This is a genomic window from Streptomyces sp. NPDC049577 (genome assembly GCF_040675635.1).
In the GTDB taxonomy this organism is placed as follows: domain Bacteria; phylum Actinomycetota; class Actinomycetes; order Streptomycetales; family Streptomycetaceae; genus Streptomyces.
Genome location: NZ_JBFAPH010000182.1, coordinates 1 through 13,435, shown reverse-complemented (window position 1 = coordinate 13,435; position 13,435 = coordinate 1). Strand labels below are relative to the sequence as shown.

General features: G+C 74.2%; 13 protein-coding genes and 1 pseudogene. 3 read left to right on the top strand and 11 right to left on the bottom strand.

Annotated features, from left to right (window positions below; translation table 11 throughout):
* Positions 1-347: DEAD/DEAH box helicase family protein (locus AB0K09_RS20575; RefSeq protein ID WP_366066822.1), on the bottom strand; the 347-nt coding region annotated here is incomplete at its 3' end.
* 183 nt (positions 348-530) lie between these two features.
* Between AB0K09_RS20575 and AB0K09_RS20570 the strand changes: the two genes are divergently transcribed.
* From AB0K09_RS20570 to AB0K09_RS20560, 3 genes are all read left to right on the top strand, one after another.
* Positions 531-1,505 (top strand): glycerophosphodiester phosphodiesterase family protein, encoded by a 975-nt coding sequence (locus AB0K09_RS20570; RefSeq protein WP_366066821.1) that lies wholly within the window; start codon positions 531-533, stop codon positions 1,503-1,505.
* Positions 1,506-1,564: 59 nt separating this feature from the next.
* The gene (locus AB0K09_RS20565; protein WP_366066820.1) at positions 1,565-2,155 is read left to right on the top strand and encodes a methylated-DNA--[protein]-cysteine S-methyltransferase; all 591 of its coding nucleotides are present in this window, start codon (positions 1,565-1,567) and stop codon (positions 2,153-2,155) included.
* 111 nt (positions 2,156-2,266) lie between these two features.
* Positions 2,267-3,358, top strand: coding sequence for a WGR domain-containing protein (locus AB0K09_RS20560; RefSeq protein ID WP_366066819.1), 1,092 nt, complete (start codon positions 2,267-2,269; stop codon positions 3,356-3,358).
* 41 nt (positions 3,359-3,399) lie between these two features.
* Here AB0K09_RS20560 and AB0K09_RS20555 read toward each other — a convergent pair whose 3' ends face one another.
* The 10 genes and pseudogenes from AB0K09_RS20555 to AB0K09_RS20510 form a co-directional block, all read right to left on the bottom strand.
* Positions 3,400-4,557 (bottom strand): ROK family transcriptional regulator, encoded by a 1,158-nt coding sequence (locus AB0K09_RS20555; RefSeq protein WP_366066818.1) that lies wholly within the window; start codon positions 4,555-4,557, stop codon positions 3,400-3,402.
* 109 nt (positions 4,558-4,666) lie between these two features.
* The gene (gene mug / locus AB0K09_RS20550; protein WP_366066824.1) at positions 4,667-5,215 is read right to left on the bottom strand and encodes a G/U mismatch-specific DNA glycosylase; all 549 of its coding nucleotides are present in this window, start codon (positions 5,213-5,215) and stop codon (positions 4,667-4,669) included.
* On the bottom strand, positions 5,212-6,645 hold the full coding sequence (gene purB, locus AB0K09_RS20545; protein ID WP_366066823.1) for an adenylosuccinate lyase: 1,434 nt from the start codon (positions 6,643-6,645) through the stop codon (positions 5,212-5,214). Before purB ends, mug begins: the two co-directional genes overlap by 4 nt.
* A 102-nt stretch (positions 6,646-6,747) precedes the next feature.
* A complete protein-coding gene (locus AB0K09_RS20540; RefSeq protein ID WP_366066817.1) occupies positions 6,748-7,638 on the bottom strand; it encodes an SGNH/GDSL hydrolase family protein in 891 nt (296 codons plus the stop codon).
* Between the two features lie 46 nt (positions 7,639-7,684).
* Entirely contained in the window at positions 7,685-8,698 is a 1,014-nt protein-coding gene (locus AB0K09_RS20535; protein ID WP_366066816.1) for a hemolysin family protein, read from the bottom strand.
* Positions 8,695-10,032 (bottom strand): hemolysin family protein, encoded by a 1,338-nt coding sequence (locus tag AB0K09_RS20530; RefSeq protein ID WP_366066815.1) that lies wholly within the window; start codon positions 10,030-10,032, stop codon positions 8,695-8,697. Before AB0K09_RS20530 ends, AB0K09_RS20535 begins: the two co-directional genes overlap by 4 nt.
* Positions 10,033-10,086: 54 nt before the next feature.
* Positions 10,087-10,767, bottom strand: coding sequence for a methyltransferase domain-containing protein (locus AB0K09_RS20525; protein WP_366066814.1), 681 nt, complete (start codon positions 10,765-10,767; stop codon positions 10,087-10,089).
* 51 nt (positions 10,768-10,818) lie between these two features.
* Positions 10,819-11,520, bottom strand: a complete 702-nt coding sequence (bioD, locus tag AB0K09_RS20520; RefSeq protein ID WP_366066813.1) for a dethiobiotin synthase — start codon at positions 11,518-11,520, stop codon at positions 10,819-10,821.
* A 14-nt stretch (positions 11,521-11,534) separates the two neighbouring features.
* Positions 11,535-12,839 carry an adenosylmethionine--8-amino-7-oxononanoate transaminase gene (locus AB0K09_RS20515; RefSeq protein ID WP_366066812.1) on the bottom strand — a complete coding sequence of 435 codons (1,305 nt, stop codon included), beginning with the start codon at positions 12,837-12,839 and terminating at the stop codon, positions 11,535-11,537.
* Positions 12,832-13,435: pseudogene (locus AB0K09_RS20510) on the bottom strand (biotin synthase BioB); the annotation flags it as partial. The pseudogene AB0K09_RS20510 and the gene AB0K09_RS20515, both read right to left, overlap by 8 nt.

The following is a 13,435-nucleotide window of genomic DNA, read 5'->3' as shown; positions in this document are numbered from 1 at the left end:
GTGTCCGACTGGGGGACGTACGCCTCGGGCTGGTAGTAGTCGTAGTACGACACGAAGTATTCGACGGCGTTGTTCGGCAGGAGCTCGCGGAACTCGTTGGCGAGCTGGGCCGCGAGCGTCTTGTTGGGCGCCATGACGAGCGTCGGCCGCTGCAGCTTCTCGATCATCCACGCGGTGGTGGCCGACTTGCCGGTGCCGGTCGCGCCGAGGAGGACGATGTCCTTCTCGCCTGCGCGGATGCGCCGCTCCAGGTCGGCGATGGCCGTCGGCTGGTCACCGCTGGGCTGGAAGGGGCTGACGACCTCGAAGGGCGCCACCTTGCGTTCGATCTGGGATACGGGCCGCATAGAACCCACCGTACGGCCCACCACTGACAACAGCCCCTCCCCCGCCCTCCACCTCCCGTTTTCCGGGCGAACGAGCGGAGAAAAATCGGCAAAGATCCCCGGGCCTCCGTGCCGGGGACCCCGGAAACCGGCACCATGTGACGAGCCGGTACGACCCGCGTCCGGACATCACGAGGAGCCCGCATGCGCATACGACCCGTCACGGCCGTGACCGGGGCCCTTCTCGGACTCTCCCTGTCCGTGGCGGCCCTCGTCGCGTCCCCGGCACAGGCCGCCGAGCGGTCCGGCGCCACGACGCGGCCGCGCGTACCCGTCACGATCGGCCACCGGGGCGTGCCGGTCCTGGCCCCGGAGAACACCCTGGCCTCGATCGACAAGGCCGCCCGCATGGGCATCGGCTGGGTGGAGAACGACGTCCAGCGCACCAGGGACGGTGCGCTCGTCGTCATGCACGACACCACTCTGGAGCGGACCACCGACGTCAAGAAGCGCTTCCCCCGCCGCGCCCCCTGGAAGGTCGGCGACTTCACCCTCGCCGAGATCGAGAGCCTCGACGCCGGCAGCTGGTACGACCACCGGTTCGCCGGCGAGCGCGTCCCGACCCTCAGCCGCTACCTCCAGCGCGTGGACCACAACGGGCAGCGGCTGCTCCTGGAGATCAAGGCGCCGGAGCTCTACCCGGGCGTCGAGCGGCAGATCACCGCGGAGCTGCGGCGCGCCGGCTGGCTCGACGACCGGCACGTCAGGGACCGGCTGATCGTCCAGAGCTTCAACGCCACCTCCCTCAAGACCTTCCACGCCCTCCGGCCGGACGTCACCACCGGCTTCCTCGGGGCCCCCAAGCCCGCCGAGCTCCGCTCGTACGCGAGGTTCGTCGACCAGATCAACCCGGACTACCACGGCGTCACCGCCTCCTGGGTGCGCTCCGTGCACGCCCTGAAGGGTCCGCACGGACGGCGCCTGCAGATCTCCGCCTGGACCGTCGACGACCCCCGCAAGGCGGTCTCCCTCGCCCACCTGGGCGTGGACGGCATCATCACCAACGCGCCGCACCTGATCAAGGCCGCGCTGGCCGACGACGCCGACGGCCGGTTCACCGGCGCCGACCTGCCGGAATCGTCCTTCATGACGCTCACCGACGACATCGACGCCCCCTGAGGGACGGGGCCGACGCCCTCCCGGGCAGGGGCCGCTCCCGCGGCTCTACGCTGGACGCCATGACGGCATCCGAGCGGCCCCTGCCGTCCGGGCCCCAGCAGTGGGCCTGGACGACGACCGCGACCCCCATCGGCCCCCTCGGTCTGGCGGCCACCCCGAGCGGACTGCTCACCGTGGTCTTCCACGCCGACGCCGGCACGGCCGACCGCGCCGTCGAACGCCTCACCCGCCGCCTCGCCGCCGCCCCGGCCGCGCCGCCGTCCCCCTGCCACGACCTCCTCGCCGAGGCGGCGGACCAGCTGACCGCCTACTTCGCCGGCCGCCTGCGCGCCTTCTCGCTGCCCCTGGACTGGTCCCTGACCTCGGGCTTCAACCGCCGGGTCCTGCGGGAGCTGGCCGCCGGCGTGCCGTACGGCACCGTGGTCGCCTACCAGACCCTGGCCGACCGCCTCGGCGAACCGTCCGCCGCCCGCGCCGTCGGTACGGCCATGGGAAGCAACCCCCTGCCCGTCGTGGTGCCCTGCCACCGCGTCGTCGAGAGCGACGGCGGAATCGGCGGCTTCGGCCCCGGCCTGGAGAGCAAGCGGGCACTGCTGGCGCTGGAGGGCGTCCTTCCAGCCCCTGTTCTGACGCGGGTCACTGGCTCCTGACGCCGCGTCCGCCCAGGTCAGGGGCCGTGCGGGGCCGATTGTCAGTGGCCACCCCTAGCGTTCTTCCCAGTGACGACCGGTCACCGTGACCGGCGCAAAAGGGGGTTTGCCATGCCTGCGAACACGACGTACCTGGAGCTCTCCCAGGACGGCGGCGGGGCGCACAAGTTCTACGAGGTGACGGTCGACGACACGACCGTGACGGTGCGCTACGGCCGGATCGGTGCCGCGGGCCAGACGCAGACCTCCGCCTTCCCCACCGCCCAGAAGGCCCGGGCCGCGGCCGCGAAGAAGGTCGGCGAAAAGGTCCGCAAGGGCTACGCCCCCGCCGTCCGGGGCGCGCGGGCGGCCCGGCCCGTCACGCGCCGCCAGGTGACCTCCGCGCCCTCCACGGCCCGCGCGGTGGCGCCGGTGCTGTGGCGCTTCCGCACCGGGGCGCCCGCGTTCGGCATCCACATCGGCGAGGACCGCTGCTGGGTCGGCAACCAGTCCGGCGACGTCTACACCCTCGGCCACGACGGCGAGGTCCTCGCCCACTACCGGCTGCCGGACGGCGTCAAGTGCCTGGTGGCGGACGACTTCTGGATCTACGCCGGGTGCGACGACGGCACCGTCTACGACCTCTCCGCCAAGCTTCCCTTCGCCGCCTACGAGATCACCTCCGACGTCGACATCTTCTGGCTCGACATCCACGAGGGCGTCCTCAACGTCGCCGACCGCAACGGCGGACTGACCGTCATCGACCACGAGGACGAGTACCAGTGGTCCCGCAGCACCGAGGCCGCGCCGCCCGCCTCCGTCGCCCGGCTCCTGGAGACCGCCCCCGACGCCGCCGTACACATCGTCCGGCGCACCCGGCGGAACCACGCCCAGCCCGTCGCCGCCGAACTCCTCTACATCCCCGCGAGCAGCGTCCCCGGCCTCGCGGTCATCGACGCCCTCACCGGAGCCGCGCGCGCCCGCGCCGTCCTGCGCGAACTCCAGCACCTGCGGCTGGAGGGCCAGGACCGGTCGGTCGAGCTCGGCTCCGCCCGCGCCGACGACGCCAAGCAGCTCGACCGGCTGCCCGGCGCACCCGTCCTCGTGGTCACCACCCGTTACGTCGCCGACGGCCGTACCGCCGCCGTGGGCGTCTCCACCTACCGGGCCGACACCTGCCGGCTCACCTTCGGCGACGCCGGCCTGCGACTCCTCGCGGGCTGACCCGCGCCGCCCCTCCCCTTCCGAGGACGGGTGACGCCCGCTCAGCGGCGGGCGGTCACCGTGCTCCCGACCGCGAACAGCTGCTCCTCGACGTGGTCGAGGGCCAGCCGCAGGGCACCCGTCGCCACCGCGGCCTCGCCCAGCAGCGACTGCGCCACTCGCGGCGGCCGCAGGCAGTAGCGGGCCAGCTCCCGGCCCAGCGGCTCCAGCACGCCGTCCAGGCCCGCCGCCCAGCCGCCCACCACGACCAGCTCCGGATCCAGCGCCAGCACCAGCGCCGCCACATCGTGCACCAGCCGGCGCAGATACCGCTCCACCGCCGCCCGCGCCCGCTCGTCGCCCTCCCCGGCCCGCGCGAACACCCGGGCCACCTGCGCCTCGTCCAGCGGAATCAGGGGCTCCCCGGTGGTCGACAGCACCTCCTCCGGCGTGGCCTCGCGCCCCAGCAGATGCAGCGCGCCGATCTCCCCGGCCGCGCCCCCGAACCCCCGGTGCAGCCGCCCGCCGATCAGCGACCCGGCGCCCGGGCTCAGCCCCGCCAGCACGAAGACGACGTCGTCCGAGCCGACCGCGGCACCCTTCCAGTGCTCGGCGACGGCCGCCGCGTTGGCATCGTTCTCCACCAGCACCGGGCACCGGAACGCGCTCCTCAGCCGCTCGCCGAGCGGCAGCCCGGTCCAGCCGGGCAGCGCGGTGCCCAGCCGCACCGTCCCGTCCGCCTCGACGATGCCGGGGCTCGCGACGCCCACCGCGCGCAGCGAGCCGCACGGCACCCCCGACCGGCGCAGCAGATCCAGCACCGCGATCCGCACGTGCTCCAGACGCTCGTCCGCCGGCGCGCTCTCGGAGACCTCGACGGAGGCCGAACCCACCACCCGGCCGCCCAGATCCGCCAGCAGGGCGGCGATCCGGTGCGAACCGATCTCGACGCCCAGCAGATGACCGGCCTCCACCCGGAACCGGAAGCGCCGCGCGGGACGGCCCTGGCGGCGCGCCGCGCCCTCGTCGACGGGGGCCTCGACCACCAGACCGGAGTCGATCAGACCGTCGACCACGCCCTCGACGGTCGGCCGGGACAGCCCCGTCGCCTTGACCAGGTCGGTGAGGGTGGGAGTGCCGGCGCCGCGCAGCGCGTGCAGCACGACGGCCGAATTGATCCGACGCAGCAGAGACGGATCCCCACCGGTGAGCCGCCCCAACGTGCCGCCTCCTCGCTTTGCGCGGTCTTTGCCCGAGCGGGATCGTATCCGCTGGACAGCGAGGCGGCGAGTGCCGGGACCGCCCGCGTCCCGGGGGATCCGGCGGCCGTCAGGGGCCCTCGGCCGCCTCCCGCAGCCGCGCGAACTCCTCGGCCATGCCGGAGGGCGTCCAATGCGCGTTCAGACCACTGGGGTTGGGCAGCACCCAGATCCGCGTGTCGCCGATGACACGGTCCTGCGGGCCCACCGCCGCCTTCCGCTCGCTGAACGCGACCCGGTAGGCGGTGATCCCGACCACGGCCAGCCAGCGGGGCCGCAGCAGCGTCACCTTCTCCACCAGGACGCGCCCGCCCTCGCGGAACTCCACGTCGCTCAGCTCGTCGGCGCGCGCGGACGCCCGGGCGACCACATTGGTGATGCCCAGGCCGTAGTCGAGCAGCTCCCGCTCCTCGGAGGGGTGCAGCCGGCGGGGGGTGAAGCCCGAGGCGTGCAGCACGGGCCAGAAGCGGTTTCCCGGCCGGGCGAAGTGATGCCCGGTGGCGGCCGACATCAGGCCGGGATTGATGCCGCAGAACAGCACGCGGAGGCCGTCCGCGACCACGTCCGGTACGAGACGGTCACGGGCGGCCTCCAGCTCCTCGCGCGTCGGACGCGTCAGAGGATCGCCCCCGGCGCGTAGGCCGCGGCCTCCGGGTGGCGCTTGGCGATCTCCTCGATCCGGGAGACCACGGCGGCGACCTGGTCGGCGGCGGCACCGGTGAAGGACAGCTTGTCCGCCATGAGGGCGTCCAGGGCGGCGCGGTCCAGCGGGATCCGCTCGTCCGCCGCGAGCCGGTCCAGCAGCTCGTTGCGCTCGGCGCCCTGCTCGCGCATGGCCAGCGCGGACGCCACCGCGTGCTCCTTGATGACCTCGTGCGCGACCTCGCGGCCCACCCCGGCGCGCACCGCGCCCATCAGCACCTTGGTGGTGGCGAGGAAGGGCAGGTAGCGGTCCAGCTCGCGGGCGACGACGGCGGGGAAGGCGCCGAACTCGTCGAGGACGGTCAGGAACGTCTCCAGCAGACCGTCGAGCGCGAAGAACGCGTCCGGCAGCGCCACGCGGCGCACCACGGAGCAGGAGACGTCACCCTCGTTCCACTGGTCGCCCGCCAGCTCGCCGGTCATCGAGGCGTAGCCGCGCAGGATCACCATCAGGCCGTTGACGCGCTCGCAGGAGCGGGTGTTCATCTTGTGCGGCATCGCGGAGGAGCCGACCTGGCCGGGCTTGAAGCCCTCGGTCACCAGCTCGTGCCCCGCCATCAGGCGGATCGTCTTGGCGAGCGAGGACGGCGCGGCGGCCAGCTGCACCAGCGTGGTGACGACCTCGTAGTCGAGGGAGCGCGGGTAGACCTGGCCGACGGAGGTGAAGGCCTGTCCGAAGCCGAGGTGCTCGGCGGTCCGCCGCTCCAGCTCCGCCAGCTTCCCGGCGTCGCCGCCGAGCAGGTCGAGCATGTCCTGGGCGGTGCCGACCGGGCCCTTGACGCCGCGCAGCGGGTAGCGGCCGAGCAGCTCCTCCAGCCGCAGGAAGGCGACCAGCAGCTCGTCGGCGGCGGTCGCGAAGCGCTTGCCCAGCGTGGTGGCCTGGGCGGCGACGTTGTGGGAGCGGCCCGCCATCACCAGTTCGGCGTGGTCGGCGGCGAGCTTGCCGAGCCGGGCCAGCACGGCGACGACGCGGCCCTGCATCAGCTCCAGGGAGAGCCGGATCTGCAGCTGCTCGACGTTCTCGGTGAGGTCCCGGGAGGTCATGCCCTTGTGGACCTGCTCGTGGCCGGCGAGGGCGTTGAACTCCTCGATACGGGCCTTCACATCGTGCCGGGTGACCCGCTCGCGCTCGGCGATCGAGGCCAGGTCGACCTGGTCCAGGACCCGCTCGTAGTCGGCGAGGGCCGCGTCGGGCACCTCGATCCCCAGGTCCTTCTGGGCGCGCAGCACGGCCAGCCACAGCCGGCGCTCCAGCTTCACCTTCTGCTCGGGGGACCAGAGCACGGCGAGCTCGGCGGAGGCGTAGCGGCCTGCGAGGACGTTGGGGATGCGGGGCTTGGAAGACACAGCAGCAGTCACGTGACCAGAGTCTACTGGCGGTTCGCGCAGGTCGGCGCCCCGGTCCGCTTCGTGCGAAAGCACAAGGGCGCGCCCGGCCGCCCCGGAGGGTCAGCCGGCGCTTCCGGCGGCCCCCCGGCCCCGGGGGCACACCGGGCCCGTGCCCGGCAGCGCCCCGGTCCAGGGCCGTTCGCCGGCGGCGGGCATCCCGAGCCAGGAGAGGTACGCCGGTACGGCCTCACCGCGCTCGGCGCTGAAGTGCCGGCCGGTCCGGCCGTCCCCCGAGGAGCGGCCGGTCAGCCGCCGGCCGATCCACGGCAGCAGGTGCTCGCGGGCGAAGCGGAGGTCGGAACCGCGGCGGGCGGACCAGCCGGGGCGCGCGGCGGGCGGCAGCGGCTCGCGCCAGTCGAAGGCCGGCTCGTGGCCCAGTGCCTGCCAGACCGCCTCGGCCACCCGCCGGTGGCCCTCGGTGTTCAGGTGCAGCCGGTCGTCGGCCCACAGCCGGGGATCGGCGAGCGCCTCGGCGGAGAAGAGGTCCACGACCACCGCGCCGTGCCGCTCGGCCAGCTCGTCGATGAAGTCGAACAACTGCTCCATGCGGGGGCGGTACCGCTCCAGCACCGGACCGCGCCGGCCGGGACTGCGCATGAGCACCAGCTGCCGGCAGGCCGGCGCGAGCCGCCCGGCCGCCTCGGCCAGCCGGGCGCACACCAGGTCCACGTCGCACCCGGGCCGCAGCACGTCGTTGAGCCCGCCGACCAGCGTCACCAGGTCCGCGCCCAGCGCGGCCGCGGGCGCGGTCTGCTCGTCGGCGATCTGGCCGATGAGCTTGCCGCGCACGGCGAGGTTCGCGTAGCGGAACCCGGTGGTGCGGGCCGCCAGCCGCACCGCGAGCAGATCGGCCCAGCCGCGGTACGAACCGTCCGGCCGCAGGTCGGACATGCCCTCGGTGAAGGAGTCACCGACCGCGACAAAACTGGTGTAGGGAGCATTCATCCGCATGACGGGCCGATCCTACGCTCGCCGGCGGCCCGTCCCGCGCCCGGCCTCAGGGGCGGCGGCCGACCAGCTCGCGCAGCACGTCCTCCAGGGTGACCAGCCCGGTGAGCCGGCTCTCCTCGCCGGTGACCGCCGCCATGTGCGCGCCGGTACCGCTCATCGCCCGGATGACGTCGTCGAGCGGTGTGTCCGCCCCGACCCGGGGGATGGGCCGCATGGCGTCGCCGGGGAACGGCTCGTCGCGGGGCATGGCGTCGAGGGCGTCCTTGACGTGCAGATAGCCGAGGATGCGATCGCCCTCGTCGACGACGGGGAAGCGCGAGTAGCCGCAGGAGGCGGCGAGCCGCTCCAGCCCCTCCGGTGTGATCCCCGACCGGGCGGAGACCACCCGCTCCAGCGGCAGCGCCACGTCCGCGACGGTGCGCTTGCCGATCTCCAGGGCGTCGCGCAGCCGCTCGGTGGCCCGCTCGTCCAGCAGGCCGGCCTGGCTGGAGTCGACCACGATGCGGGCCAGCTGGTCGTCGGAGAAGGTGGCCGCCACCTCGTCCTTCGGCTCCACGCGCAGCAGCTTCAGCAGACCGTTCGCCAGCCCGTTGATCGCGAACACCACGGGACGCAGGGCGCGCGCGAGGGCGACCAGCGGCGGGCCGAGCAGCAGCGCGGTGCGTACGGGTTCGGCGAGCGCGACGTTCTTCGGCACCATCTCGCCGAACAGCATGTGCAGATACGTCGCCAGGGCCAGCGCGATGACGAACGACACCGGATGGACCAGCCCCTGCGGCAGCCGCACCAGCCGGAAGAGCGGTTCCGCCAGATCGGCGATCGCCGGCTCGGCGACCACGCCCAGCACCAGCGTGCACAGCGTGATGCCGAGCTGCGCCGCCGCCATCAGGGCCGAGATGTGCCGCAGCCCCCACAACACGCTGCGGGCCCGCCGGTCGCCGGCCTCCGCACGGGGTTCGATCTGGCCCCGGCGCACCGAGATCATGCCGAACTCGGCGCCCACGAAGAACGCGTTGGCGACCAGCGTCGCCAGTCCGACGAGCAACTGGAGCAGCGTCATCGGCGCGCCCCCTCGGCCGGGCCGGGGCCGCCGTCCGGCGCGGTCAGCCGGACCCGGGCCGCGCGGCGGCCGGACGCGTCGGCGACCTCCAGCCGCCAGCCGGCCGCCTCGACGACGTCGCCCCGCTCGGGGATGCGCCCCAGCTCGGTGGCGATCAGGCCGGCCAGGGTCTCGAACGGGCCCTCGGGGGCCCGCAGGCCGATGGCCGCCAACTGGTCCGTGCGGACCGCGCCGTCCGCGTCGTACCGCTTCCGGCCGCCGGCGTCCCGGCCGGCGGGCACCAGGTCGGGCGCCTCCAGGGGGTCGTGCTCGTCGCGAACCTCGCCGACGACCTCCTCGATGATGTCCTCCAGGGTGACCACGCCGGCCGTGCCGCCGTACTCGTCGATGACCACGGCCATGCTGCGCCGCGCGGACAGCCGGTCCAGCAGCCGGTCGACGGTCAGCGACGCGGGGACGAACAGCGGCTCCCGCAGCAGCCCGGCGACCGGGTACTGGGGGCGCCGTCCGGCGGGGATCGCCAGGACGTCCTTGATGTGGGCGGTGCCGACGACGGCGTCCAGGCTGTCGCGGTAGACGGGGAAGCGGGACAGGCCCGTCGCCCGGGTGGCGTTGGCGACGTCCTCGGCGGTGGTCCGGACGTCGAGCGCGGTGACCTGCACGCGCGGCGTCATCACGTTCTCCGCGGTCAGGCCGGCGAGGTTCAGGGTGCGGACGAACATCTCCGCCGTGTCCGCCTCCAGCGCGCCCTCCCGGGCGGAGTGCCGCGCGAGCGCCGCCAGCTCCTGCGGGCCGCGCGCGGAGGCCAGTTCCTCGGCGGGCTCCAGCCCCATGCGGCGCACGGTGTGGTTGGCGGTGTTGTTGAGGTGCCGGATCAGCGGCCGGAAGACGGCGGTGAAGACGCGCTGCGGCCCCGCGACGGCCCGGGCCACCGCCAGCGGACGGGAGATCGCCCAGTTCTTCGGCACCAGCTCGCCGACCACCATCAGCACCACCGTGGAGAAGACGGTGCCCAGGATCAGCGCGGTCGAGGAGGCGAGCGAGGCCGGCAGCCCCAGCGCGGCCAGGGGCCCGGCGAGCAGCGTGGCGATGGACGGCTTGGCGAGCATGCCGATGATCAGTCCCGTGACGGTGATCCCCAGCTGCGCGCCGGAGAGCTGGAAGGTCAGCCCCCGCACCGCCCGCAGCGCGCCCTCCGCGCCCCGCTCGCCCCGCTCGGCGGCCCGCTCCAGCTCGGCGCGCTCGACGGTGGTCAGCGAGAACTCCGCCGCGACGAAGACCGCGCAGGCGAGCGTCAGGAGCAGCGCGAGCAGCAGCAGGAGGACCTCGGTCATCGCTTCACCTCCGTCCCAGGATCGGACAGGGGTAAAGCAAAAGCAAAACAGCGTTCAGCTCCCGGACTCCGCGGGCCGCCGGGCCATTCCCAGCACACAGGAGGAGGCCGGCAGCGGCAGCCTGCCCTCCGGTACGCGCAGCCGCCGGTACGTGACCGGCTCGAAGCCCGCCGCCTCGATCGCCCGCAGGGTGTCCCGGCCGGTGTGACAGCCGCCGAACGCCGCCGGCCACACCGTCGCGTCGAGCACCTGCTGAGCGGTCGCCAGAAGCCGGCCCTGGGCGCACACGTGCTCGAAGAAGCGCAGCTCGCCGCCCGGGCGCAGCACCCGCCGCAGTTCCGACAAGGACCGTCGCACGTCGCGCACCGAGCACAGCACGAGGGAGGCCACCGCCGCGTCGAACGCCTCGCTCTTGACGGGCAGCGCCTCCGCCGTCGCCGGCACCACGTCCACCGGAACCCCGGCCCGGACGGCGGCCTCCGCCGCCATCCGGCGCAGCCGGCGCTCCGGCTCGATCGCCACCACCTCGGAGACCGTGCCGGGATAGTGCGCGAAGTTCAGCCCGTTCCCGGCACCGATCTCGATCACCCGCCCGGAGAGCCCGGCCAGCAGCTCCCGCCGGTACGCCCGCACGCCCGCCCGCTCGTCCAGCACCGGACTCAGCCGGCCGTAGACCCGTGCGAAGAAAGGGTGGTGCACGGGCTCGTGCGGGGTTCTGTTGCGAAGCGGCGGCATGGCGGACCCCTTCCTGACGGCTACCGGGATTCTTCCCGGGGGTCCCCGCGGTCAGTCCCCGGCGGGCGGACGCCAGGTGCCGTGCAGCGCGGGTGCCAGCCAGCCCGGTGCCGCCCTGCGGAAGGCGTCCCCCAGCCCGCCCGCCCCCTCCGGGACGATGCCGAGCAGCGGGGCGCCGGCGGACTCGGGCAGGTCCGCCAGGTTGCAGCGCATCGCGAGGTCCGGTTCGGCCGGCCAGCTGCCGATCACGATCCCCTCGCAGCGCAGGCCGCGCGAGCGCAGGGCCTCCCCGGTCAGGGCGGTGACATTGAGCGTGCCCAGCCCGGGCTGGACGACCACGAGCACGGGCGCGTCCAGCAGCCCGGCCACGTCCGCCAGCGTCGCGCCCTCGTCGTCCATGCGTACCAGCAGCCCGCCCGCGCCCTCGACCAGGACCAGATCGTGCTCCTCGGCCAGCTTGGCGGCCGCCCGCGCGACCTCCGCCGGACGTACGGGCTCGCGGCCCGCCCGGCGGGCGGCCGTCGCCGGGGCCAACGGCTCCGGGAACCGGGCGAGTTCGGCGCCGGTGACCTCCTCGCCCGCCAGCCGCCGTACCTCCGCGACGTCACCGGGCTCGTCGGGCCCGACGCCCGTCTGGGCCGGCTTGAGCACGGCCACCGACCGCCCGGCGGCCAGCGCGGCCGCCGCGACGGCGGCCGTCACCACGGTCTTGCCGACCTCCGTACCCGTTCCCGTCACGACAAGAATCGACATATCGCTCCGTCCCTTCAGCCGGCGGCCGCCGCCGCGCACACCGCCGCGCAGATCCGCGCCAGGTCCGCGTCGCCCGTGATGTACGGCGGCATCGTGTAGATCAGATCGCGGAACGGCCGCAGCCAGACGCCCTCGCGCACCGCCGCGCGGGTCGCCGCGGCCATGTCCACCTCGTGGTCCAGCTGCACGACGCCGATCGCGCCGAGCACCCGCACGTCCCGTACGCCCGGCAGGGCGGCGGCCGGGGCGAGGCCGTCCGAGAGGCCGGCGCCGATCCGCTTGACCTCCGTCTGCCAGTCCTGCCCCAGCAGCAGGTCGAGGGAGGCACAGGCGACGGCCGCGGCGAGCGGGTTGCCCATGAACGTCGGGCCGTGCGCCAGCACCGGCACCTCGCCGCGCGAGATGCCGTCCGCGACGCGCGCGGTGCACAAGGTCGCGGCCATCGTGAGGTAACCGCCGGTCAGTGCCTTGCCCAGGCACATGACGTCCGGGGTGATCCCCGCGTGGTCGGCGGCGAAGAGCGCGCCCGTGCGGCCGAAGCCGGTGGCGATCTCGTCGAGCACGAGCAGGACGTCGTACTCGTCGCACAGCTCCCGCAGCACCCGCACATGGGCGGGGGAGTGGAAGCGCATACCGCCCGCGCCCTGCACCACCGGCTCGACGATCACCGCGGCCAGCTCGTCGGCGTGCCCGGCCATCAGCTCGCGCAGATGCGCCGTGTAGGCGGGATCCGGCGCCGCGTCGAAGCCGTCCGGGGGCGCGTCCGCGAAGAGCTGCCGGGGCAGCGTGCCCGACCAGAGGTGATGCATGCCGCCGTCCGGGTCGCACACGGCCATCGGCTGCCAGGTGTCACCGTGGTAGCCGCCGCGCCAGGTCATCAGGCGCCGTTTGCCGGGTCGTCCGACCGAGCGCCAGTACTGCAGGCACATCTTGACGGCGACCTCGACGGACACCGAACCGGAGTCCGCCAGGAAGACGTGCTCCAGGCCCTCCGGCGTGATGTCCACCAGCCGGGCGGCGAGCCGCACGGCGGGCTCGTGGGTGAGCCCGCCGAACATCACGTGACTCATCCGCCCCAGCTGGGCCCGGGCGGCCTCGTTGAGCACCGGGTGGTTGTAGCCGTGCACGGCCGACCACCACGACGACATCCCGTCGATCAGTTCACGGTGGCCCTCCGCCGGTTCGGCCAGCCGCAGCCGGACCCCGGAGGCGGACTCCACGACCAGCGGCTCCTGCCGGCCCGGCATCGGGCCGTAGGGGTGCCAGACGTGCTGCCGGTCCAGGGCGATCAGCTGTGCGGCATCGAGCGGCTCAGGCATTGGGCGGCAGGTCCGTGCCCGCGCCGCGCCGGCGCACCGCGACCAGATCCGTGCGCGCCTGGTCGGCGGCCGGTGACGCGGCGGTCTCCTCGCCGGCGTCCCCGCAGGGCGAGCAGCCACCGCCACCGCTGCCGCAGCCCGGCGCCGCGGCGTCCGCGCACGACCCCGCGCCGGCGCCGGCGCCGCGGCGGTGACCGGGCAGCGTCGTGGTGTCCGCCCCCTCCACCTCGAAGCCCGCGTCGGCGATCATGTCGAGGTCGGCCTGGCCGGCCTGGCCCTCGCTGGTCAGATAGTCGCCGAGGAAGATCGAGTTGGCGATGTGCAGGGCGAGCGGCTGGAGCGTGCGCAGATGCACCTCGCGCCCGCCGGCCAGCCGCACCTCGACGTCCGGGCAGACGAACCGCACCATCGCCAGAATCCGCAGCGCCCGCTGCGGGGTGAGGTTCCACTCCTTGGCCAGCGGGGTGCCCTCGAAGGGGATGAGGAAGTTGACCGGAACCGAGTCCGGGTCCAGCGCGCGCAGCGAGAAGACCACATCGACGAGGTCCGCGTCGCTCTCACCCATGCCCGCGCGCGGCACGGGCTTCGCCCACTCC